We start from the raw sequence: 23,757 nt of genomic DNA, 5'->3' as shown, positions 1-23,757 counted from the left end.
TCGTTCGACTCTGGCACGGCGACGCCGTGATCCCTTCATCCGCGGCGTGTCTCTTGGTGCAGTCCCTTCCGCGCCGACCTCCCAGCCAGGGTTGGCCTCGGTCCCCCCACAGCGCGGGCCCAAGGCTCCACGAGGCGCGCACTCGCGCCTCGCTCTTCGCTAGCGTGGCCGAGTGTCCGCGCGTCGACCACGACCCCACGCCGTTGGGAAGCAGACCGAGCCGAGCGCCGGCTGGACCTCGCTGGAGACCGGCGAGACCCTGAGCCTCGACGACGCGCAGGCGAGCGGGAGCAGAGCCGCCCGCCCGACCCTGAGCGAGGATACGCTGCCCTCGGGCGGAGGCCTCACCTCGACCCGCGAGGACACGCCCGAACGCATCGGCCGCTACCTGGTCGTCGACGTCCTCGGAGCCGGCGCGATGGGGGTGGTCTACTCGGCCTACGACCCCAAGCTCGATCGCAAGGTCGCGCTCAAGCTGCTCCTCGCCCAGGGCAGCGAAGCGGGGCGCAAGCGGCTCGAGCGAGAGGCCCAGGCGCTCGCCCAGCTCAGCCACCCCCACGTCGTCGCCGTGCACGACGTCGACGTCCACGAAGGGCGCCTGTTCGTGGCCATGGAGATGGTCTCGGGCCAGACACTGCGGGCGTGGATGCGCACGGCCGGCGAGACCCCTCACCCGTGGCGCGCGGTCCTGCGCCCCTTCACCCAGGCCGGCGAGGGGCTGGCCGCAGCGCACGCCGCGGGCCTGGTCCACCGCGACTTCAAGCCCGAGAACGTGATGCTCGGCGACGACGGCCGCGTGCGGGTCATGGACTTCGGCCTCGCCCGCCCCGAGGAGCACCTCAACACCGTCGACGCCGACCCCCGGAAGCTCGACAGCCTGCCCTTCCCCTCGGCCCTCGGCACGCCCATGACGCGCACCGGGGCCTTGCTCGGGACCCCGGCCTACATGTCGCCGGAGCAGTTCGAAGGCCACGCCGATCTGCGCAGCGATCAGTTCGCCTTCTGCGTCGCCCTGCACGAGGCCCTCTACGGCTACCGGCCCTACAGCGGCGGGACCATCGGCGCCATGCTCAGCGCGATGCGCAAGGGCGACGTCGAGCCGCCGCCCGCGGGGACCTCGGTCCCGGCTTGGGTGCGCGCGGTGGTGATCCGCGGCCTCGCGGCCGACCCCGACGCGCGCTGGCCGTCGATGGACGCGCTGCTCGAGGCCCTCGCCGACGATCCGGCCCTCCGTCGGCGCCGCTGGGCCACGGGCCTCGCGCTCGTGGCCTCGCTCGGCGGCCTCGGGGGCGCCCTGGCCGTCGCCGCGAGCGAGCGCGGGGCCGCGACCAGCCAGCCCCCCCGAGCCTGCGCGGGCTTCGAGGACGAGCTCTTCGGGGTCTGGGACGCCGCGCGAAAGGCCGAGGTCCGCGAGGCCATGGCGGCGACGGAGCTGCCCTACTCCGACAGCGCCTGGGCCAAGGTCCAGAGCAGCCTGGACGCCTACACGGGCGAGTGGGTCGCCGCGCGGCGAGAGACCTGCGAGGCCTCCCAGCGCGGCGAGCAGTCGGACAGCCTGCTCGACCTGCGCATGGCCTGCCTCGACGAGCGCCTGCGCCACGTCGAGGCCACCGTCGGCGTCCTCGCCAAGGCCGACGCGGCCGTGCTCCCCAAGGCCGCGCAGCTAGCCAAGGGCCTGCCCGCGCTCGAGCGCTGCGCCGATCTGGAGGCGCTCACCGCCGAGCTGCCGCCGCCGGAGGACCCCGCCGTCGCCCAGCGCGTGGCGGAGCTGAGCGCGGCCCTGGTCGACGGCAAGATCCACTACCGCGCCGGGCAGTACGCCGAAGGTCGAGCGCTCGTCGAGCCCCTGACCCGCGAGGCGAAGGCCCTGGGCTACGCGCCCCTCGAGGCCAGGGCCTGGCTGCTCCAGGGTCGCCTGCTCGGGGGCGAGGGCGACTACGAAGAGGCCGAGGCCGCGCTGACCCGGGCCTACCAGCTCGCCCTGGGCGTGGGCATGCTCGACGAGGCCGCGCGCGCCTCGTCGTGGCTGGTCTACATCGTCGGGGTCGAGCTCGACCGCCACGACGACGCCCGGCGCTGGGCCGTGGACGCCGAGCCCCTCTCGCGCGCGGCCAACGAGGCGAGCACGCGCATCGTCTACCTCTCGCAGACCGGCTCCATGGAGACCCGGGCCGGGGACTTCGAGCGGGCGCGGAGCTTGCTCGAGGAGGCCGTGGCGCTCAGCGAAGCGCGCGGCCTCGAGTCCGCGAGCGTGGCCACGGCGCTGACCAACCTCGGCAGCTTCGCGACCAGCCAGGGCGAGTTCGGCCTGGCCCGCCGCTACCAAGAGCAGGCCCTCGCGCGCTGGGAGTCCCTCGTCGGCCACGAGCACCCCAACGTCGGCGCGAGCCTCACCAGCCTCGGGACCGTGTCGATGATGGAGGGCAAGATCGAAGAGGGCGCCCAGGCCTACGCCCGCGCCCTCGCGGTGTTCGAGGCCACCCTCGGCCCCGAGCACGCCCAGGTGGGTGCCGCGCTCAGCGGCCTGGGCCTCGCCGCCGAGGCCCTCGGCGAGCTCGAGGACGCCCGCCGCTACCACGAGCGCTCGCTGGCCGTATGGCAAAAAGCCTACAGCCCCGAGCACACCCGAGTCGCCGGCGCGCGGACCAACCTCGGCAACACCCTCCACTCCCTCGGACAGGACGCCGAGGCCCAGCGCCAGCACGAGCGCGCCGTCGCGATCTTCGAGGCCAGCCTCGGCCCCGAGCACCCGACGATCGTCAGCCCCCTGCTCGGCCTGGGCATCGCGATCTGGGACCAGGGCGCGCCGGAGGACGCCATGCCCCACTTCGAGCGGGCCCTCGCCATCCAAGAGCAGACCTTCGGCGCGGAGCACCACGAGCTGGTGATCACCCTCGACAACCTGGGCGAGGCCAGCCTCGACCTCGGCCGCCTCGACGAGGCCGAGCGCCACTACAGCCGCGGCCTCGAGCTACGCCAGCGCAACTTCGAGCCCACACACCCCGACTTCATCTACTCCTACCTCGGCCTGGGCACGACCCTCTGGCAGCGCGGCCAGCTGACAAAGGCCCTGGAACTGCTCGAGCAAGCCGTCGCCCACGGCGAGGCCAACGAGGGCGAGCCGATCATGCTCGCCCGGGCCCGCGAGACCCTAGCCCGCGCCTCGTGGGAGTCCCTCCAGGCCGGGAAAGCCGACGAACACGCCGCCGCCCGCGTAGCCGAGCTCGCCACGCTCGCCGCCGAAACCTACGCAAACGCGGGCCCTTCCGAGGCCCAGGCCCTCGCCGAACTCGACACCTGGCGAGCCACGCTGGAACCCTAGCCCCCAGCATCCCCCGAGAACGCGAGAAAGCCCCCACCCAACCCAAGCGCGCACAAAAAGGGCCGTGGGGGCCCCGCAGCGTAGGCGTAAAGGGCCGGTCCCCACCTCCCCGCCCCCTCACGATCAACCAAAGACAACCTCCCCACCCACGACCCCCGCACCAGGGAGCCCAGTCTCGCTGCGGGGCCCCCACGGCCCGCGCGCGCTGCCTGCAGCACCCACCCCGGACACCCAACCACTAGCAGGACATCGGAGAAGTCCTCACGACACCTCGCTTGGTCTTTTCGCCGAGCTCTTTGTCGCCAAAACTTGCGGTGGGATCCACCACAGCGGCGTTTTGGCTCCGCGATCTCGACGAAAATCCACGGCGCGAGGAGCCGCGATGACTTCTCCGATGCCCTGCTAGCGCGACAAACTCGACGACCCCGAAAGCTAGAGATCCTGACGTCAGTTCGGCCCTCTCCGATGTCCCGCTAGCCACCGCCCCCCTGAGAACCCAAGAAAGCCCCCAACAAACCCGTGCGCGCACAAAAAGGGCCGTGGGGGCCCCGCAGCGTAAGCGTAAAGGGCCGGTCCCCACCTCCCCGCCCCCTCACGATCAACCGAAGACAACCTCCCCACCCACGACCCCCGCGCCAGGGAGCCCAGTCTCGCTGCGGGGCCCCCACGGCCCGCGCGCGCTGCCTGCAGCACCCACCCCGGGCGCCCAACCATTACCGCCGAGCCGTCGGAGGCGCCCGAGTCACCCCCGCGAAGTAGAGCCCGCTGACCACGAAGCCCAGCAAGGCCACCCCCGCGGTCACCCACGAAAAGCCCACGAAGAAATCGAGCCAGCTCAGCTCGGCTTGCCCAAAGTTCTTGAACAGCATCACCCCGATCACCCCCACATACCCAAACGCATCCGTCACATAGATCATGAACACCGAAGTCGCGACCACACCCGTCGCCGCGATCAGCCGATCAAACAACACGCACCCATAGGGCACGTAGGCCAGATACATCCCGATGCCGTTGAGGATCATCCACGTCACCCCCCCGATCCACCCGAGACTCATCGCCAGAGTCGACGCCGCGATCAAAACCGCCCCGACAGCCATCAACGCGTGGATCCCCAGCAACGCCTTGCGGTTGTCCCGGATCAAGAACATCGCCGCCAACAGAGCCAGCACGAAGGCCGCCACCCAGCTCTCCGTCTTCGCAAACACCGACGCGTCCAGCACCCCCAGCGCCTCGTAGATCTCCGTGTCGAAGGTCCCCCGAAAGTCCCGGTACGCCGTCAAGAACACGTACAGCACCGTCAGCGCGATGAGCCCAGGCGCGAAGCGAAAGAAGAAGCCCCGCCGCTGCGCCGCGTCCATCGGCTCCCGCTCCACCCGCAGCGCCACGTCGTCCTCCGTCGGCGGCGGCAGCTTGGCCAGCGCGATCACGGCCGCGAGAAACAGCGGCGCGAACAGGGCCCCCGTCGCCGCCGGCATCCACGACTCCGACACGCCCTGGTCCATCAACCAGCGGCCCACCGACTTCGTGATCCCCCCCGCCACGATGTACGAGGTCGACAGCCCCGCCCCGAGCAGCTCCGTCGTCTTGCGCCCCTCGAGGAAGCCGAACACCAGCCCCCACACCGCCCCCAGCGGGAGCCCATTGAAGAAGATCGCGACCACCTTCCCCGCGGGCGGCAACAGCCCAAAGGCCACCAGTGCCAGCTCCGCGAAGGCCACCAGCCCGATCAGGTAGTAGGGCCGACGCTCCGGCGGCGCCTCGCTGATCACCCGGATCCCGACGAACTTCGACAGCGCGTACCCGAGCACCTGGCTCAGCGCCAGGGCGATCTTGAGCTGCAGGCCGAACACCTCCCCGTCGAAGCTCGCCGCCGAGAAGGGCTTGCGGAACGAATACATGCAAAAGTAGGCCGTGAACGCAGCCGCCACGGCCCACAGCGCCAACAAACGGGGGTCGATCTCGCGGCGAGTGCCCGTCACGCCGCGGAGGATAGCCCTGCAGACCCCCGGGTTTGGCCCAGAAATCCCTTCCTGGCACAACCGCGGCCCAAGCGCATGCTCATCTGCATGCACGGTTACCTTTGACCACAACCCCGCCGACGGGTTATCCGATCGGACGAGGATTGTCCCCCAATGACGAAGCGCACGATCGAGCTTGCCGCCCTTGCCATCGCACTCACCTTCGCCGGCGCCTGTAAGGGGCGCACCGCCGCGTGGGAAGAGAGCTCCAAGTCCCCCGAGCCCGCCAGCACCGACGGCTCGACCAACACCGACGCGGCCGGTGGCAACGCGATGGAGGCGGGCAAGGCCGCCTGGGATGCCCGCGCAGAGAGCAAGGACAAGGTTCTGGAGGCCATCGTGGCCTGGGAGGCCGCGATCGGCTGCACCGCCGGCACCAACACCCCCAAGGACCGCTGCGCCGACGTCTCGACCGGGCCCGAGAACATCGAGGTCCTCGCGACCTTGACCCGCGCCTACTACTTCACCGCCGACAGCTACATGCGCGGCGACAAGGACTCCTACCTCGACTACATGGACCGCGCCGTGTGGTGGGGCGAGCGCGCGCTCGTGGCCGCGTCCCCCGAGTTCGAGGAGCAGATGCGCAACAAGGCCAAGTTCTACGAGGCCATCACCGTCGTCGGCATCGACGGTCTGCCCGCCATGTACTGGTACGCCACCGCCCTGGGCAAGTGGGCGCGCGAGTCCGGCTTCGGCGTGCTCGTGGGCCAAAAAGACAACATCAAGGCGACCATGACCCGGGCCCTCGAGCTCGACCCGAACTACTACCACGGCGGACCGCACCGCTACTTCGGGGCCTTCTACGCCATCGCCCCCGCCTTCGCCGGCGGCGACCTCGACAAGTCGCGCGAGCACTACGACAAGTCCCTCGAGATCTCGCCCTACTTCCTCGGCACCAAGGTGCTCATGGCCGAGAACCTGTCGGTGAAGCTCGACGACGAGGACATGTTCGACACCCTCCTTCAGGAGGTCATCGACGCCGACATCACCACGGCTCCGGTCGAGGTCCAGCCCGAGATGCTCGTCGAGCAGCAAAAGGCCAAGGAGCTCATGGCCAAGAAGGACGAGGAGGACTGGTTCTGAGCCAGCGCCTCCGGCCGGCCGATCTCGACCCCGCCGCAGACTCACGCGCGGATAGCCGGAAAAAGGGGCTCACGCCGAGCCCCGCCCCAATCTTCTGGAGTTCGTGATCTCGAACTCCCCTTGCGACTCTACACCCCCGTTCCCCCCTCGAGGAGTTGCGCTCGCGCGCAAACGCCCCCGTACATCCACCCCCCGACGCGATCCCAGCGCGGCGGTGAACCCCTCCTCGAGGCCATGAAGAAACCCTCCCCCATCGCGTCGAACGCAGCGCTCATGACGGACAGCAAGAAAATTCTCGAGACCAACCGCCGCCAGTTCATGGTCGGGTCCGCTGCCGCGGTCTCGACCTTTTTCATTGGTCGTCCCAAGGCCCTCGCCGGTGACGCGGAGATCACCCTCAAGCTTGCGACGGTCGCGCCTCCCGGGACCCCGTGGACCAAGCACCTCAAGCGCATCAAAAAGCGGGTCAAGACCGAGACCGAGGGCCGCGTGAAGATCAAGGCCATGCTCGGCGGCGCGGCGGGTGACGAGCTGTCCACCGTCAGCCGCACGCGCAAGGGCGGCCTGCAGATGTGGGCGGGCACCTCCGCCGCGCTCGCGAGCATCATCCCCGAGCTCGCCGCCCTCGAGCTGCCCTACCTGTTCCCGAGCCTCAAGAAGGCCGACGCCATCCTCGACAAGCACGTCAAGGGCGACGTCGAGAAGATGCTCGAGAAGGCCGGCTTCAAGCTGCTGTTCTTCTCGGAGAACGGCCACCGCTCCATCGGCACCAACTTCGGTCCGGTCAAGAGCACCAGCGACCTCAAGGGCAAGAAGATGCGCTCGCAGCAGGGCGACGTGCACCTCAACACCTGGCGCGCCCTGGGGGCCTCGCCCGTGCCGATCGCCGTCACCGAGGCCATGACCAGCCTCCAGACGGGCGTCGTCAGCGGCTTCGACAACACCCCGCTGTTCACCTTCGCGGCCTCCTGGTACCAGGCCATCACCCACTTCACGCTGACCCGCCACAGCTACCAGCCCGCCATGGCCGTCATGCACCTGGGCACCTGGGAGAAGCTCGACCCGGCCTTCCAGCGCTCGATCCTCGGCACCATGGACGAGGAGTCGGCCTACGGTCGCAAGAAGGTCCGCGCCATCAAGCAGCAGCTCCTCGACAACTTCGGGGCCGCCGGCATCGCGCTGCACGAGTCGACCTCGAGCGAGCTCGCGGCGTTCAAGAAGGCCACCAAGCCGACCCACAAGAAGTTCACCGACAAGTACGGCAGCGGCTTCTACAAGGCGATCACCAAGCACCTCTGATCGCCAAGCGCGAACTTCGTTCGTGAGCCTGAGAGCCCGGATCCCCACGCAGGGGGCCGGGCTCTCCCGCGTTTGGGCGTCCGCCGGGCCACCGACTGGGCCGCGCTCGCATGAAAACGCGCTGCAGCCCACCGCTACGCCTGTTCTGTCGGCCGGAGCCTCTGTAGGATACAGCCGTGGACTTCATCAAGAAGCTCAATCACTGGGTCTTCCAGGCCGAGCGAGCGATCGTGGTGGTGTCGCTGCTGGTGATGTCGGTCGTGGTGTTCGCGTCCGTCGTCTACCGCCGCTACGCCGACCCCGACAGCATCCTCGCCGAGAAGATCGCCCGCCTGATCGGGGCTGAGCGCGACTCCGCGACCTGGGACACGCTGCAGAGCATCTCGGGGCCGCTGGCCGTCGTCCTGCTCGGCGTCCTGCTCTACCTGGGCTTCCGCACCGCCTCGCGCCGGCCGCTGTGGAACCGGGGCGACGAGACGGGCAAGAGCCACGCCGAGATCCACGGTGAGCCGCGCCCGCACCTGCACTGCCTCGGCTACACCGCGGCGACCCTGGCCGTGTCCTACGGCGTCCTCGTGGTCCTGTTCGGCACGGGCAACATCGAGCAGGCGACCTGCATCGAGCTCGAGGTCGAGGGCAAGCTGCCCTTCGCCTGCGGCCGCTTCCCCACGGGCCTGAACTGGGCCCAGCCCTTCGCGCTGATCCTGACCTTGTGGGTCAGCTTCGTCGGCGCGTCGATGGCCACCAGCGAGAACCTGCACCTCAAGGTCGAGGCCGTGCAGCACGCCCTGCCCGAGCGGATCCAACGCGTCAGCGGGCTCATCTCGGGCATCTTGACCGCCGGCTTTTGCCTGCTGCTCGCCTACCTCGCCGCCGAGTGGGCCCTCAACAAGCACGAGGAGTACGAGATCGCCAACGGCCTCGGCGGCCTCCACGACGGCATCGACATCCCCTACTTCATGACCTTCACGATCGTGCCCATCGCCTACTCGCTGATGGCCGTCCGCTTCGTCGGTCTGGGCGTGCTCGCGTTCCGCGGGGAGCTCGAGGACACGCCCGCGGAGCTCCGCGACCTCGACCTGCCCAAGGACGACCCCTTCGCCGACGAGGAGGCCAGCATCGAGACCATCCCCGGCGACCCCCCCGAGCTCGACGGAGCTCCAGACGACTCCAAGGCCGACTCGGCCGACGCGGCTGACGAGGCCGCGGAGGAGGACCAGGCATGAAGCTCCTCGAGCCCCCCAGCATCCAAGCCCGCAAGCGCGCCGCCAAGGCCGGCGCCCTGTGTGTGTTCCTGTTCGTCGCCTTGCTCGCCATCAACGCCATGGCCGGCGGCGACGACCTCATCACCGAGGGCGCCAAGGTCAGCACGGGCACGGGCCTGCTGCTGCTGTTCGCCGCCCTGGCCCTGATGGTCGCCCTGGGCATGCCCCTGTTCGTGATCATCGGCGTCCTCGCCATGCTCTGCTTCGCGCTCCTGGGCGAGGACTTCAAGGGCCTCGAGACCCTCGATCTGCTGCCCGACAAGGCGGCGGACATGATGAGCAAGAACGTGCTCCTGGCCATCCCCTTCTTCGTGGCCAGCGGCGCGATCATGAGCGAGGGCGGCATCGCCCAGCGCCTCGTGGACTTCGCCCGGGCCCTGGTCGGCTGGATGCCCGGCGGCCTGGCCATCGCCAGCGTCGTGTCCTGCGTCGTGTTCGCGGCGATCTCGGGCTCGAGCCCGGTCACGGTCATCGCGATCGGCTCGATGATGTATCCGCAGCTGGTCAAGGCCGGCTACGACAAGCGCTTTAGCTTGGGCCTGGTCACCTCGGGCGGCTCGCTCGGCATCCTGATCCCGCCGTCCATCCCGATGCTCGTCTACGCCATCGTGGCGTCGAGCTCCCAGCCCATCGACGTCGCCGAGCTGTTCCTCGCCGGCGTCATCCCGGGCCTGCTCATCGGCGGCCTCATGGCCCTGCGCGCGCCCCTGAACGCCCGCAACGTCGAGCGCGAGACCTTCGAGTTCAAGGTCGTCGTCGAGCGCTTCCGCGACGGCTTTTGGGCCATCAGCCTGCCGGTGGTCATCCTCGGCGGCATCTACACCGGCATGTTCACGCCGACCGAGGCCGCCGCCGTCTCGGTGATCTACGCGCTCATCGTCGAGCTGCTGATCCACCGCGACATCGGCCCCTCCGACATCCCGCGGATCCTCACCGAGGCCGTGGTCAACATGGGCACGATCCTGATCATCATGGCGCTGGCCTTCGGCCTCAACGCCTTCCTGGTCGAGGAGCTCATCCCCCAGCGCGTGGTCGCGTGGATCCTCGACCGCAACCTGACGCCGATCACCTTCCTGCTGATCGTCAACGTGTTCCTGCTGCTGGTCGGCGCGCTCATGGACTCCATCAGCGCCATCTTGATCATCGCCCCCCTGCTCGCCCCGATCGGCGCCGAGCTGGGCATCGACCCCGTGCACCTGGGGATCATCTTCATCGTCAACCTCGAGATCGGCTACCTGACGCCGCCCATCGGCATCAACCTGTTCGTGGCCTCCTCGGTGTTCCGAACGCCGCTGGGCGAGATCGCCAAGGGCGTGATCCCATTCATCGGCCTGATGCTCATCGGCCTGGTCGGCGTGACCTACGTCCCGAGCTTCGCCATGGGGCCGGTCAACATGATCATGCGCGACAAGCCCTTCTACGAGCCCTTCCCGGAGCCTCCCCAGCGCAACGCCGAGGTCGCCGCGGGTGAGGACGAAGACGGCGACATGGTCGGTGACATGGGCGCCCCGCCGCCGTCCGTTGGCCCCGAGGGCAAGCGGGTCAAGTCCATCGCCGAGATGATGGCCGAGCAGGACGACGAGGACGACGACTGGGACGACGACGACGAGGACGAGGGCGGCGACGCCACGGGCGAGGATGATCCGAAGCCCGTGTTCGACAGCAGCGGCCTCAACATGGTCCCCCAGGACCCCGACGAGGACGAGGACGAGGACGCCGATCCGGATGATCCAAAGCCCGTGTTCGACGGCAGCGGGCTCAACATGGTCCCCGCCGACCCCGACACCGACGAATAGGCGGCTCCAGGCCTCCCCCGCTCGGCAGCGCGACCCTCGGCCAGCTCGACTGGCGGAGGGTCGCGCTCTTTCATGGCCATCATTTTGGTAACCTTCCTCGCCTCTCCTGAGACAAAAGTATATAGATTCCCACATTGGGACTGTCCGGAAGACCAAAGCACAAAATTACAACAATACTGAAAGCCGCACTTTTCCCCTCTCACCCCAACTGTCCAATTGGTCGCTTACTGACCGTTCAGACGAAAAAGGTAGCGGTCGGGTGTCTTCTGGCTCCCGACTCCCCCAGACACAATTACAGCTGCACGGAAATCACTCTTGATTATTTTCGCTCGATGCGCATGATGGAGATGTACACATTGGTCTTCGACCCTTCGGTACGACCCATGCTGACGCTCGTCGAAAGTGGATACCTGTCCATCACTGGAGCTTCGCGCCACCAGACCGGTGAGCGCGCGGCCCAGCTCGCGGACAGGCTGCGCACCCCTGGCCAGTCCCTGGCCTTCATGCGCGCCTTCCTCGAGCTCCACGAGGGGCCCCTGCGCCGCATCCCCCACTGGCTGCGCATCAGCTCGAAGTACTGCAGCGACGCGGACTCCGCCCAGGACTTGCGCGAGATCGCCGAGCTCGAGCAGTCCCTGCGCGGCGCCTTGGCCACGGATCTGCGCGAGCTCCGGTGCTATTTCGACGAGCCGGCCTTCGTCCACCGCGACCGCCGCGTCGACGAGCACATGCGCCTGCGCCGGCTCGTCCCAGCCCGGCAAGAGCCCGCCATCGTCCTGGCCATCGACCTCGAGCTCGCCTACCTCGACCGCGCCCTCGGTGCCACGGTGTTCCACGCCTATCAGCGCAAGCTCGGCGCCAACGAGTCCGGGCGCCGCTTCATGCAGGCCCGCGCCACCGGGAGCACGGCCCGCATCGTGGCCCGCGAGGCGAGGCTGGCTCAGGTCCTGGGACAACGTTCCAACTCGCAGCGCGCCCGCTCCTGGGCCCAGCTCGCCGCCCGGATGGCCCACAGCTACATGGGCGCCGTCGAGGCCTGCGTCGAGCTCGAGCGCCGCCCGCTGAACTAGCCAGCTCCTGGCCGGCCGAGCCGGGAAAAAGATTCATCCACCCCCAGCGACACATCGCCACAGCAGGGGCGACGTCCCTCGTCTCGGGCCCGGGTGGGAGCGCTCGCTCTCGTCTGCGCGGCCTGGGTGTTGCGGCGTCGACGAGCCTACCCACCGACTGGGCGCCACCATGCGACACGCGAATTCGACGAACTCGGGGACCAACTCGAAGCTTGGGGGGGTGGCGCTGTGCGTCTCCCTCTCGCTGTGTGGGCTGTCCGCCTGCGCCAAGGATGACGACGACGGGGGCAACCCCTTCTCGGCCAACGACGAGGCCTCGTCGATCACCACCGACGGCGGGGCCACCGAGGACGAGGCCGGGGACGACGGCTCGACCACGACGCCGATGTACTTCGACCTGCCTGGAGAGGAGTCGCAGCCGACCGCCGAGGGCGCGACGACGGACTGCGCCAACGTCGAGGTCGACACCTCGCCGACGACCCCGACCGTCGTCCTGCTCGTCGATCAGTCCGGCAGCATGTGGGACGACTTCGGCGGTCAGCCGCGCTGGGTGGCCCTCGAGAACACCCTCTTCGATCCGGTCAACGGCGTGGTCAAGCCGCTCGAGGACCAGGTCCGCTTCGGCCTCGCGCTCTACTCGAGCATGAACGGCAGCTTCGGCGGGGAGTGCCCGCTGATCACCGAGTTCGCGCCCAGCTTCGGCAACCACGCCTCGCTCGCGGCGACCTTCGCCTCGGCCATGCCCCTCGACGACACCCCGACCGGTGACTCGATCAAGGCCGTGGCCGAGACCCTCGCGGCCTTCCCCGAGGACGGCCCCAAGATCATCGTGCTGGCGACGGACGGCGAGCCCGACACCTGCGCGGTGCCGGACCCCCAGGAGGGCCAGCCGCTGTCCCTCGAGGCGACCCAGGCCGCCTTCGACGACGGCATCCGCACCTTCGTGATCAGCGTCGGCAACCAGGTCACGGACGCCCACCTGCAAGAGCTCGCCAACGCCGGCGTGGGCCTGCCGACCCAGGGCGCCGTCGAGAACGCCCCCTTCTACAAGACCCTCAACCCCGCCGAGCTCGTGTCCGCCTTCGAGGCCGTGATCAACGGCTTCATCGGCTGCGAGTTCACCCTCGAGGGCATCGTCGACCTCGAACTCGCCTGCGAGGGCGAGGTGCTCCTCGACGGCGAGCCGCTGATCTGCAACGAGGACTGGGTGCTGATCGACGAGTCGACCCTGCAGCTCCTCGGCGAGGCCTGCGACACCCTCGGGGACGGCGAGCTGCACACCCTCGACGCGTCCTGGCCGTGCGGCGCCGTGGAGATCCCCTGATGGCGAAGCGCGCGTGGATCTTGATCGCGGGCCTGGCCGTAGCCGGCGCCTGCACGGAGGGCGAGGGCGACAACCCCTTCGCCAGCGGCGACTCGGGCCTCGACACCCTCGACGCCGGCCTGGACACGGGCACGGACGAGGCCGAGTCCAGCTCCGAGTCCGGGGAGTCGACGGAGTCGAGCACCGAGGGCTCGAGCAGCTCGAGCGACAGCTCCGACGCCGAGGAGTCCTCGAGCGAGGCGGAGACCACCGGGTCCGCGAGCGGCTGCCAAGACGCCGACATCTTGTGCGAGGACTTCGAAGACGGGGTCCCGTCCGGGGGCACGTGGCTGCCCAAGAGCTGCTCCGACCCCAACTACAGCCTGGGCGTCGTCGACGGGGCCCTCGCAACCTCCGGGGCCAGCAGCAGCGCGAACAACAGCTGCCCCCTGCACTACGAGCTCGGGACCCTCGACAGCTTCTGGGTCACGGCCCACGTGCGCATCCAGGGCAGCGCCCCGGGCATGGAGCACGAGGTCACCTTCTTCGAGCTCGGCGAGAACCCCGACGCCGACGACCCCGAGCTGCGCATCGGCTACCGCGGGGACAACTCGTGCAACAACCAGGGCGCGATCTATGCCGGCCTCGAGCTCGGCGCGACCCAGGGCCCGGGCGGCGAGTACACCGGCTGCACCGGCGTCGTGCCCGAGGCCGAGACCTGGATGTGCCTCGAGGTCTCGGTGGTCCAGGGCAACGACAGCCTCGAGAGCCAGATGTACCTCGACGGCGAGGCCCTCGACTACCTCGTGCACAGCCAGCCCAAGCAGAGCGTGCTCGGCAACTTCACCGTCGGCTACCTCAAGGTCGGCATGCAGAGCTACAGCGGCCAATTCGACGGCCTGCTCATCGACGACCTCTCGGTGTCGACGCAGCGGGTAGGCTGCGGGGGCTGATCGCCATGCGCCGCGCATCTACGACCACCACCCTCCTCGCCCTGCTCGCGCCCCTCACCTCGATGGCCGCCCTCGCCTGCTCCGAGCCCGAGGGGGACTCGGGCACCGACGAGGCCATCGCGACCGTCGACGGCGGCAACTCGACGGAGGACTCGACGACCTCGGCGGGCACCTCCGCCGGCACGACCGACACCGACACCGACTCGGGCACGACGGCCGGCACGGACGACGCGGGCACCACGAGCACGGACGCCGAGACCACCAACGCCGACACCGAGTCGAGCGAGGAGAGCTCCGGCGGGAGCCCCCTCGAGGCCTGCCCCGAGGGCCTCGCCGGGACGCTCCCCAACCTCGACGGGGTCAGCTTCCAGCTCGTCGCCACCCCGCCCGACGACGGCTACGCCGAGGGCTTCCAGATCCTCGAGGGGCCGGTGTGGATCGGCGGCGCCCTGCACCTCTCGCACATCGCCGGCGGCGGGCCGCCGCCCAAGTCCCGGCTGCTGCGCCTCGACGGCGGCGCCCTCGTCGAGATCCTCGCGACCGCGGGCTCCAACGGCCTGGCCCTCGGCAACCAGGGCGAGCTCGTGGCCGCGCGCCACGAAGACGGCAGCGTCTCGACCTACACCCTCGACGACCTCGCCGCGCCGCCGACCCCCTGGGTCAGCGAGTACGAGGGCGTGCGCTTCAACTCGCCCAACGACCTGGTGATCAGCAGCGCCGACGTCCTCTACTTCACCGACCCCGACTGGCAGTCGCCCAACCCCAACCCCCAAGCCGCGGAGCGGGCCTACTACGTGCTCCCCGGCCAGGGCGCGGTCGCCTTCGCCCCGGAGGTCCAAAAGCCCAACGGCATCGTGCTGTCCCTCGACGAGGGCACCGTCTACGTCGCCGGGACCAACGGCGTGTTCGCCTACCCCGTCAACGCCGACGGCTCCACGGGCGCGGGCAGCCAGGTCAACGGGATCTTCGGCGGAGGCTTCGACGGCATGACCAAGGACTGCGCGGGCAACCTCTACCTGACCACCAGCGGCCAGGTCCTCGTGGTGACCCCCGCCGAGCAGATCCACGGCCAGCTGAGCTTGCCCGAGGTCACCAACGTGGCCTTCGGCGGGCCCGACATGACGACGCTCTACGCGACGACCCTCAACCAGGTCGGGGTCTACGCGGCCGAGCTGGACATCCCGGGCTTTCCTTACTGAGCCCTACTCCACCCGCGCGACCTCGCCGTCGGCGTCGCGGTCGTACTCGACCCACTCGCCGTCGACGAGGCGCTGGTGCGGGAGGTACAGGGCCTTGTAGGCCATCGACGAGCACTCGGCGACGTAGAGGCCGAGGTAGAGCCAACGCAGGCCTCGCTCCCTGCACAGCTCGACCTGCTCCATGATCGAGAACACGCCGGGGCTGAGGGGGCTGAGGTCCGGGTCGAAGTAGGTGTAGACGGCCGAGAGGGCGTCGCTGCCCTGGTCGACGATGGCCACGCCGACGAGGCGGCCGTCGAGGAAGTAGCGCAGCTCGAAGCTGTCGGTGCAGGTGTCGACGAGGAAGGCCCCGTAGCCAATCTCGTCGATGGGGTCGCCCTCGCCCATGAGCGAGCGGCCGATCTTGTGGCGGTTGTAGAGCTCGATCTTCTCGGGGCTCAAGCGCGTGCGCCCGACGGCGACCTCGAGCAGGCGCCGGCCCCGGCGATGGACGCGGCGCTGGGTCTTGTTGGGCCGAAAGCGCTCGACGTCCAGGCGAATGGCCTCACAAGCCCGGCAGCTCGGGCACTTGGGACGGTAGAGCACCAGGCCCTGGCGGCGGTCGCCGGAGTGCAGGCGCTCGGAGAACTCGGCCGCGGTCAGCACCCGCGTGGGCAGGCGCATCGGCAGGTGCGCGACGCGGCCCGGCAGGTAGGGGCAGTTCGTGTCCTCGTCGTAGACGAGCAACTCGGGCGGTTGGCCGTCGAGCAGCCGCGGTCGTCTCGTGCCGACGCTCATGGAACGGGATCACCGTAGCACGTCGACGCCCGCCTGCCCCCGCATCTCGCAGCCCACGCACCCCCGGCGGAGAGGCCCGCGCTGTTCGCATGGCCGGGTGCGCGTTCGCGTGGCTGCCCTGTCGACCCCAGCCGGGTGTGGCGAGCGAACCCAACGGCGCCGACACCCCAGGAAGCGTCACCCGCGGGCGCCTGGGCTCACCACGGTCAGCCCGACCAGGGCACGGGGCCTCGGCGTCGCCCGATTGCATGTAGTCGATGCCCAGGGCCTCACGGATCGCCTCGTCGAGCTTCAACACCCAGTCCTCGTCCTCCCGCGAGAGGCCCTGACTCGAGGTCGTGATGATCGGGTACATGCCGTCGCGCAGATCGAGGCGCACCTCGACGCGGGTCTCCGGGCCCTCGCGCGTCCTCGACACCCACATCGTCGTGTGCGCGACCCGTCCGAGCGCGCGCTCGTCCTCGCTGCGATCGATGACCCAGCCCTGGACCTCGACGGCGGCGCGGACCAGATCGACGTAGGCCTCGAGGGGCACGTCGGCGCCCCGGCCGAGCACGTCGACCAGGGACGAGGGCGGCAGGATCGGGCTGACGGAGCGGGCGCAGGCCGGGGTCGAGACCACGCTGAGCATCAGGCCCAGACCCAAGAGTGAAGCGCGTCGCGGCATCGCCTTCGAGCGATGCCCCGCCGCCGCGCAGCGGGGCATCGCTGGGCATCGCTGGCCAGGGCGACTCCCCGTCGTAAACTCCCGCCGTGCCCAAAAGCGCGCCCTCCATCGGTCTGACTTCGCTCGCGCCCGCGGCCCTGCTCGTCCTCGCCCTCGCGCCCCTCGCCTGCGCCCGCCCCTCGCCCACGGGCGTGGCCATCGACAAGCGCGTGCGCGAGCCCTCGGGCCTCGTCGCCAGCCGCGAGCACGCGGGCGTGTACTGGACCCACGGCGACTCGGGCAACGGCAACGTGCTGTTTGCGATCGACGAGGGCGGCCAGCTGCTCGCGCGCTACCAGGTCAAGGGCGCGCAGAACGTGGACTGGGAGGACATCGCCCTCGACGACGCGGGCAACCTGTGGCTCGGCGACATCGGCAACAACGAGGGCGAGCGCCGGGACCTCGAGGTCCACCGCCTGCCCGAGCCCGATCCCTCGGACCCCGAGTCCATCGCCAAGGTCGACCTCAGCGTCGGCTACCGCTACCCCGACCAGACCGAGTTCGGGCGCCGCGACCACGCGTTCGACTCGGAGTCGATGATGTGGTGGGGCGGGACGCTGTGGCTGTGGAGCAAGAGCCGGCGCGACTACGTCACCAAGCTCTACCGCTTCCCGACCGACGCGGTGACCAGCGCGGAGGACGTGGACGACGTGGCCCTCGAGCTCCTCGGGCGTCACGACCTGGGCCTCGAGCTCGGAGACGGGATCCCGCGCAGCGAGTGGCCCGGGCGCGCGACGGCGGCCGACGTCAGCCCCGACGGGAGCAAGTGGGCGGTGCTCAGCTACGAGGCCATCTCCATCTTCGACGCTCCCGGTCCCGAGCTCTCGCCCGCCGAGCTCGAGGCGCAGCTCGAAGCCAAATTGCTCGCACCCAGCCACCGCATCACCCTCGACCCGAGCTACGTCAGGCAGATCGAAGCGCTCAGCTGGGACGCGCAGGGCCTGCTCTTGTGCAACGAAGAGCGGGCCGTATTTCGAATTGCCGAGCCCTTGAAGGCTCAGCGCTACCCCGGCGAGTAGCGGTCAGCGAGCTCGCCAGGGCAGGCCAACACAACGATCAGCCGGGGAGCTGACCGCCGCCGCCGCCGGCCTCCATGGCCTTCATGTGCTTGCTGCGCGCGATGAAGTAGACCGGCAGGCCGATGATGAGGATGAAGAAGGTCAACACGGCGAAGAGGACACCGTTGTCCATGCCCTTCTCCTGCGAGTCCTTGTAAACCCAGCCAGCGATGGCACCAGCGATGATGAGTCCGATAATTTGCGGCATGCTCGTTTTCCTCCAGTCCGGCTTCTACCAGGGAGCGCGGGGCTGAGTCGAGCGCAGATCGCGGTATCATCCACGTGCTCGGAACCACGCGACCATGTGATCGAGGAAAGCCCGCGTCGTGACGGTCGGATCTGGCAGATAAACAAAGTTGACTGGCTCCTCAGTCCAACACTCCGGGCACAGGTGGACGAGCTCGCCCGACTCGAGCCCTGGAGCGGCGAGCAGCGAGGGCGCCCAGACCACCCCCGCGCCCGCCCGCGCGAGCTGGAAGGCGAAGCCGACGGAGTTGACCTCGACGCTCGCCGGCGGCATGGGGACGCGAGCGCCCGAGGGATCGCGCCAGTGAATCCGCTTGCCCTCGACGTCCCGGGCGTGCACGGCCCGGTGATGCCGGAGCGCCTCGACGCTGCGCGGCAGGCCGTGCGCGCGGACGTAGGCGCTGCTGGCCACGAGGATCATCCGGTCGCGCATCAGCGTCCGCGCGGCGAGCTCGGTGTTGATGCGAAAGCCGAACTGGAGCGCGAGATCGAAGGCTCCGAGCTCGAGGTGGCGGACGTCTCGGCCGAGCTCGAGGTGCACGACGACCGCCGGGTGGGCGTCCATGAAGCTCGCCACCGCCGGGGCCAGGGCCGCGCTCGTGCCCAGGATGGGCAGCCACACCCGCAGCTTCCCCGAGGGCGTCGCCTCCTCGCTGCGCAGCTCGTTCTCCACGCGCTCGAGCTCGCGCAAGACCCCGCGCAAGGCCTCGGCGTAGCCGCGCCCGGCCTCGGTGAGCACCAGCCGTCGGCCGGCGCGCTGGACCAGGCGCAGGCCGAGCTCGGACTCGAGGGCGTCGAGGCGGCGCATGACCGTCGATCGGGCCACGCCCAGCTGCCGCGCCGCCCCGGCGAAGCTCCCGGCTTCGGCCAAGATGGCGAAGATCGCGCGGTCATCGAGCATTGAGTGTCCATCCATGCAACATGGAAGTCCTAGAATAGTCCATTCTCGCAGCATCAAAGCCGAGCTACATCCAGGTCATGAGCGATGCGCTGGTCACCACCGTGTTCGAGAACCTCCGGCGCATGGGCGGCCTGCTGAGCACCCTGGGCATCGACATGGAGCGCGGGCCCGACGGGGAGCTGCGCTGCCGCATGGCGATCACCCAGCGCCACTCCGGGGCGCCGATGACCGCCCACGGCGGATCGCTGACCACCCTGCTCGACTCGGCCCTGGGCATGCGCGCGCTGAGCCACGCCGTCCCCCTGGGGCTGTCGACGAGCACCGTGGAGCTCAAGGTCAACTTCCTGCGCCCGGCTCGGGTCGGCCAGACCCTGGTGACCTCGACGACGGTGCAGTCCGCCGGCCGCTCCCTGCTGGTCATCAGCGGCGCGGCCGAGGACGCCGACACCGGTGAGCGGGTGGCCTTCGCCGTGGGCACCTTCAACCTCTACGCCGTCGAGGGTCTGTCGGAGCGCCTGCAGGCCGCGGCCGAGGCCGCGGAGTCCGAGGTCGAGATCGAGGACGGCCCAGACAACCCGAACGACCGAGACAGCTAGCAGTCCCCCACCCCGGCCGCGCCGGGACCCATGATCCACGAAAGCATCGTCCACGGACTCAGCTGGCGCTGAACCCGTGGGCGGCTGCTAGGGTCGGCCCATGTCGGAGCCCGAGCTCCTCGTCTACGCCGCGGCCACCATGAACGGGTGGAAGCCGCTGACCTTGCTCGAGGAGCTGCGCGAGCTCGACCCCAGCTTCGACTACGCCCCGCGCCCCATCGACTTCATCGCCGAGAACGCCAGCAAGTTCCGAGTCGGGGACGTGGGGCAGGGAGGGCGCAGCTCCTCCACGGCGACCAAGGTGGTCGGAGGGTCGGGCAGAGCTCGTTCTGGCTAGCCCCCTGACGTATGCTCGCGGCCCGATGGCGGAGCACGAGGGCAGCCCAGCTGGCTGGGAATTTTGGATCGACCGCGGGGGGACCTTCACGGACATCGTCGCCCGCGATCCGAAGGGGCGGCTGCACACCCACAAGCTGCTGTCCGCCAACCCCGAGCGCTACCGCGACGCGGCCGTGGCGGGGATCCGCGAGCTCCTCGGCCTGCGTGATCCGGACCAGGCCATCGCGCCCGGGACCATCGCCTCGGTCAAGATGGGCACGACGGTGGCGACCAACGCCCTGCTCGAGCGCGCGGGCACGCCGACGGTGCTGGCGATCACCGAGGGCTTCGCCGACGTGCTGCGCATCGGCGACCAGCACCGGCCGCGCCTCTTCGACCGCCACATCGTCCTGCCGAGCTTGCTGCACACCGCCGTCGCCGAGATCGCCGAGCGCGTCGACGCCCGCGGGCAGGTGCTGCGCCCCCTCGACCCCGACCAGGTCCGCGCCGCCCTGGCCCCGGCCCGCGCCGCCGGCATCGAGGCCGTGGCGATCGTGCTCGTGCACGGCTGGCGCTTCGGCGCCCACGAGCGGGCCGTGGCCGAGCTCGCCGCGGCCATGGGCTTTTCCCAGATCAGCGTCAGCCACGAGGTCAGCCCCCTCGCCAAGCTCGTCGGGCGCGGCGACACGACCGTCGTCGACGCCTACCTCTCGCCGGTGCTGCGCCGCTACGTCGAGCAGGTCTCGGCCGCCCTCGGGGCCCTCGACGGCGGGCTGTTGTTCATGCAGTCCAACGGCGGCCTGACCCACGCGCGCAGCTTCCGGGGCAAGGACGCGATCTTGTCCGGGCCCGCCGGGGGCATCGTCGGGGCCGTGGCCACGAGCGCCCAGGCCAAGCACGCGCGCATCGTCGGCTTCGACATGGGCGGGACGTCCACGGACGTCGCCCACTACGCCGGTCAGCTCGAGCGCAGCTTCGAGACCGAGGTCGCCGGCGTCCGCGTGCGCGCGCCCATGCTCGAGATCCACACCGTCGCCGCCGGCGGGGGCTCGATCTGCCGCTTCGAGCACGGCCGCCTGCGCGTGGGCCCGGAGTCCGCCGGCGCCGTCCCGGGCCCAGCCTGCTACCGCCGCGGCGGGCCGCTGACGATCACCGACTGCAACGTGATGGTGGGCAAGCTCCAGCCCCGCCGCTTCCCCGCCGTGTTTGGACCGGGCGGCGACCAGCCCATCGACGCCGAGGTCGTCCGCGAGCGCTTCGCCGCGCTCGCCCAAGCCGTCGCCGCGGACACCGGCGAGGCCCCGCCCAGCCCCGAGCGCCTCGCCACCGGCCTCATCGAGATCGCCGTGGCGAGCATGGCCGGGGCGATCAAGAAGATCTCGATCGAGCGCGGCCACGACCTCGAGCACCACGCCCTGTGTTGCTTCGGCGGCGCCGGGGGGCAGCACGCCTGCCTGGTCGCCGAGGCCCTCGACATGCGCACCGTGCTGATCCACCCCTTCGCGGGGGTGCTCTCGGCCTACGGCATGGGCCTGGCCGACCTCCGGGCGATGCGCGAGCGCTCGGCGGGGGTGGCCCTCGACGCGCGGCCCGAGACCCTGGCCGAGCTCTCCGCGACCTTGGCCGAGCTCGCCGAGCAGGCCCAGGCGCAGCTCGTGGACCAGGGCGTGGAGCCGGGGACCATCGAGCTCGAGCGCGGGCTGATGCTGCGCTACGCCGGGAGCGATCGGCCCCTGCGCGTGGACTGGTCCCCGACCCAGGACGCGGCCGCGACCATGCGCGCGAGCTTCGAGCGAGAGCACCGCCAGCGCTACGGCTTCGCGCTGGCCACCGAGGCGGTGATCGTCGACGCCCTCGTGATCGAGGCGGTCGCCCCGGGGCACCGCGTCGACGCCCTCGAGACCGACGGCCGCGCCGCGCCCCATGAGCCGAACCTCGCCGCGCCCCGAGAGTGGGTCGAGCTGTGGACCGCGGGCGAGCGCGTCCGAGCCCCGGTCCTCGCCCGCGAGGCGCTCGCTCCGGGCCGCGAGCTCCCCGGGCCGGCGATCATCGCCGAGGCCACGGGCACGACCATCGTCGAGCCCGGGTGGACCGCGGCCGTGCTCGACACCGGGCACCTCCGCCTGACCCGCGCCCACCCTTTCGCGCGCCTCGCCGCGTCCGCGGACACCGAGGCCGAGCTGCGCCGCCCCGACCCCGTGCGCCTCGAGGTGTTCAACAACCTGTTCGGCTCCATCGCCGAGCGCATGGGCGCGACGCTGCGCAACACGGCCCACTCGGTCAACATCAAAGAGCGCCTCGACTTCTCCTGCGCCGTGTTCGACGGCGAGGGCATGCTGATCGCCAACGCCCCGCACATGCCCGTGCACCTCGGGTCCATGGGCGCGAGCGTGCGCGCCGTGATCACCCACAGCGAGCGCCCCCGCCCGCTCCACCCGGGCGACGTCTACGTCGTCAACGCGCCCTACAACGGCGGCACGCACCTCCCCGACGTCACCCTGATCTCGCCGGTGTTCATCGACGCCTCTACCAACGAGGGCGCAGACACGCCGGCCAAGCCCGACTTCTTCGTCGCCAGCCGGGGACACCACGCGGACATCGGCGGCATCTCGCCGGGCTCGATGCCCGCGCACAGCCGCCACGTCGACGAGGAGGGCGTGCTCTTCGACGGCTTCCTGCTCGTCGACGGCGCCCTCGCCCCGGGCCAGCTGCGCCGCGAAGCCCTGCTCGAGCGCCTCGGCGCCGGGCCGTGGCCGGCCCGCGATCCCACGCAAAACCTCGCCGACCTCGAGGCCCAGCTCGCCGCCAACGTCGAGGGCGCCCGGGAGCTCGAGGCCTGCGTGGCGCGCTGGACCCTGCCGCTGGTCCGCGCCTACATGGGTCATGTCCGCCGCAACGCCGCCGCGGCCGTGGGCCAGGCCCTCGCCCGCCTCGTCGACCGCGAGGCGCAGACCCTGCGCTTTCGCCAAGCCATGGACGACGGCAGCCAGATCGCCGTGGCGATCACCATCGAGCCCCGCCGCGAGGGCGGGGCCCGGGCCCGCGTCGACTTCACGGGCACGAGCGCCCAACGCCCCAACAACTTCAACGCCCCCCTCGCGGTCTGCCAGGCCGCCGTCCTCTACGTGTTCCGCACCCTCGTCGACGCCGACATCCCCCTCAACGAGGGTTGTCTCGATCCCATCGAGCTCGTCGTCCCCGAGGGCTGCATGTTGCACCCGCGCTACCCCGCGGCCGTCGTCGCCGGCAACGTCGAGACCTCCCAGGCCGTGTGCGACGCCCTGTTCGGCGCCCTCGGGGTGATGGCGGCGAGCCAGGGGACCATGAACAACCTGACCTTTGGCAACGCCGACTACCAGTACTACGAGACAGTCTGCGGGGGCTCGGGCGCAGGGCCGACCTTCCCCGGCACCGACGCCGTGCACACCCACATGACCAACTCGAGGCTGACCGACGTCGAGATCCTCGAGCAGCGCTACCCCGTGCTCGTCGAGGCCTTCGAGATCCGCCGGGGCTCGGGCGGCGCGGGCCGGCAGCGCGGCGGCGACGGGGTCCGACGACGGCTCCGCTTCCTCGACGCGATGGAGCTGATCATCCTCGCCAATCGGCGGGCGACGGGGCCCTACGGGGTCGACGGCGGACGAGCCGGCGCGCCAGGTCGCGCATGGATCGAGCGCGAAGGCGGCGCCCGTCAGGCCCTCGCGTTCACGGATCGCGCCCGGGTCGAGGCGGGCGATCGCTTCGTGCTCGAGACACCAGGCGGCGGTGGTTGGGGCAGCCCCGAAGCGAGCTCAATCGAGCGCACAAAAACTCAAGAAGAGCCGGAGAACGCGTAGCAAAAACGGCC

The 23,757-nt window shown here is 70.3% G+C and carries 17 protein-coding genes; 13 read left to right on the top strand and 4 right to left on the bottom strand.

From position 1 onward, the window contains the following. The first annotated feature begins 172 nt into the window (after positions 1 to 172). Positions 173 to 3,322, top strand: coding sequence for a serine/threonine-protein kinase (locus PPSIR1_RS20800; protein ID WP_006973120.1), 3,150 nt, complete (start codon positions 173 to 175; stop codon positions 3,320 to 3,322). Between the two features lie 713 nt (positions 3,323 to 4,035). Here PPSIR1_RS20800 and PPSIR1_RS20795 read toward each other — a convergent pair. Beyond that, complete coding sequence (locus tag PPSIR1_RS20795; RefSeq protein WP_157595767.1) at positions 4,036 to 5,301, bottom strand: DUF5690 family protein; 1,266 nt, start codon at positions 5,299 to 5,301, stop codon at positions 4,036 to 4,038. Positions 5,302 to 5,454: 153 nt separating this feature from the next. Here PPSIR1_RS20795 and PPSIR1_RS20790 point away from each other — a divergent pair, with 153 nt between their 5' ends. From PPSIR1_RS20790 to PPSIR1_RS20755, 8 genes are all read left to right on the top strand, one after another. After that, on the top strand, positions 5,455 to 6,423 hold the full coding sequence (locus PPSIR1_RS20790) for a TRAP transporter TatT component family protein (RefSeq protein WP_006973118.1): 969 nt from the start codon (positions 5,455 to 5,457) through the stop codon (positions 6,421 to 6,423). Between the two features lie 234 nt (positions 6,424 to 6,657). Continuing rightward, a complete protein-coding gene (locus tag PPSIR1_RS20785) occupies positions 6,658 to 7,722 on the top strand; it encodes a TRAP transporter substrate-binding protein (protein ID WP_086001545.1) in 1,065 nt (354 codons plus the stop codon). A gap of 176 nt (positions 7,723 to 7,898) precedes the next feature. Beyond that, on the top strand, positions 7,899 to 8,948 hold the full coding sequence (locus PPSIR1_RS20780; protein ID WP_006973115.1) for a TRAP transporter small permease: 1,050 nt from the start codon (positions 7,899 to 7,901) through the stop codon (positions 8,946 to 8,948). Continuing rightward, positions 8,945 to 10,783 (top strand): TRAP transporter large permease, encoded by a 1,839-nt coding sequence (locus PPSIR1_RS20775; protein ID WP_006973114.1) that lies wholly within the window; start codon positions 8,945 to 8,947, stop codon positions 10,781 to 10,783. Before PPSIR1_RS20780 ends, PPSIR1_RS20775 begins: the two co-directional genes overlap by 4 nt. Before the next feature lie 383 nt (positions 10,784 to 11,166). Then, positions 11,167 to 11,853 (top strand): hypothetical protein, encoded by a 687-nt coding sequence (locus PPSIR1_RS20770; protein ID WP_006973113.1) that lies wholly within the window; start codon positions 11,167 to 11,169, stop codon positions 11,851 to 11,853. A 220-nt stretch (positions 11,854 to 12,073) separates the two neighbouring features. Next, a complete protein-coding gene (locus PPSIR1_RS20765; RefSeq protein ID WP_006973112.1) occupies positions 12,074 to 13,177 on the top strand; it encodes a vWA domain-containing protein in 1,104 nt (367 codons plus the stop codon). Further along, positions 13,177 to 14,109 carry a hypothetical protein gene (locus tag PPSIR1_RS20760; protein WP_006973111.1) on the top strand — a complete coding sequence of 311 codons (933 nt, stop codon included), beginning with the start codon at positions 13,177 to 13,179 and terminating at the stop codon, positions 14,107 to 14,109. The genes PPSIR1_RS20765 and PPSIR1_RS20760 overlap by 1 nt, the downstream gene beginning before the upstream one ends. A 5-nt stretch (positions 14,110 to 14,114) precedes the next feature. Continuing rightward, on the top strand, positions 14,115 to 15,308 hold the full coding sequence (locus PPSIR1_RS20755) for an SMP-30/gluconolactonase/LRE family protein (RefSeq protein ID WP_006973110.1): 1,194 nt from the start codon (positions 14,115 to 14,117) through the stop codon (positions 15,306 to 15,308). A gap of 3 nt (positions 15,309 to 15,311) precedes the next feature. On the opposite strand, the gene PPSIR1_RS20750 is transcribed toward PPSIR1_RS20755, so the two are convergent. Continuing rightward, positions 15,312 to 16,085: an arginyltransferase gene (locus PPSIR1_RS20750; protein ID WP_045116425.1), complete on the bottom strand. Its 774-nt coding sequence runs from the start codon at positions 16,083 to 16,085 to the stop codon at positions 15,312 to 15,314. Positions 16,086 to 16,838: 753 nt separating this feature from the next. Between PPSIR1_RS20750 and PPSIR1_RS20740 the strand changes: the two genes are divergently transcribed. Then, the gene (locus PPSIR1_RS20740) at positions 16,839 to 17,810 is read left to right on the top strand and encodes an NHL repeat-containing protein (RefSeq protein WP_006973107.1); all 972 of its coding nucleotides are present in this window, start codon (positions 16,839 to 16,841) and stop codon (positions 17,808 to 17,810) included. Positions 17,811 to 17,847: 37 nt separating this feature from the next. On the opposite strand, the gene PPSIR1_RS49450 is transcribed toward PPSIR1_RS20740, so the two are convergent. Both PPSIR1_RS49450 and PPSIR1_RS20735 read right to left on the bottom strand, forming a co-directional pair. After that, positions 17,848 to 18,057, bottom strand: a complete 210-nt coding sequence (locus PPSIR1_RS49450) for a DUF5518 domain-containing protein (RefSeq protein WP_198154567.1) — start codon at positions 18,055 to 18,057, stop codon at positions 17,848 to 17,850. A 66-nt stretch (positions 18,058 to 18,123) separates the two neighbouring features. Continuing rightward, on the bottom strand, positions 18,124 to 19,011 hold the full coding sequence (locus PPSIR1_RS20735) for a LysR family transcriptional regulator (protein ID WP_198154566.1): 888 nt from the start codon (positions 19,009 to 19,011) through the stop codon (positions 18,124 to 18,126). A 62-nt stretch (positions 19,012 to 19,073) separates the two neighbouring features. Here PPSIR1_RS20735 and PPSIR1_RS43335 point away from each other — a divergent pair, with 62 nt between their 5' ends. The 3 genes from PPSIR1_RS43335 (at position 19,074) to PPSIR1_RS20720 (ending at position 23,746) form a co-directional block, all read left to right on the top strand. After that, the gene (locus PPSIR1_RS43335) at positions 19,074 to 19,592 is read left to right on the top strand and encodes a PaaI family thioesterase (protein WP_006973104.1); all 519 of its coding nucleotides are present in this window, start codon (positions 19,074 to 19,076) and stop codon (positions 19,590 to 19,592) included. A gap of 100 nt (positions 19,593 to 19,692) precedes the next feature. Next, entirely contained in the window at positions 19,693 to 19,929 is a 237-nt protein-coding gene (locus tag PPSIR1_RS20725; RefSeq protein ID WP_006973103.1) for a hypothetical protein, read from the top strand. A 25-nt stretch (positions 19,930 to 19,954) separates the two neighbouring features. After that, a complete protein-coding gene (locus PPSIR1_RS20720; protein ID WP_006973102.1) occupies positions 19,955 to 23,746 on the top strand; it encodes a hydantoinase B/oxoprolinase family protein in 3,792 nt (1,263 codons plus the stop codon). Positions 23,747 to 23,757 lie beyond the last annotated feature (11 nt).

The sequence above is a fragment of the Plesiocystis pacifica SIR-1 genome (genome assembly GCF_000170895.1).
GTDB lineage: Bacteria > Myxococcota_A > Polyangia > Nannocystales > Nannocystaceae > Plesiocystis > Plesiocystis pacifica.
This window is presented reverse-complemented; position numbering and strand designations above follow the sequence as displayed.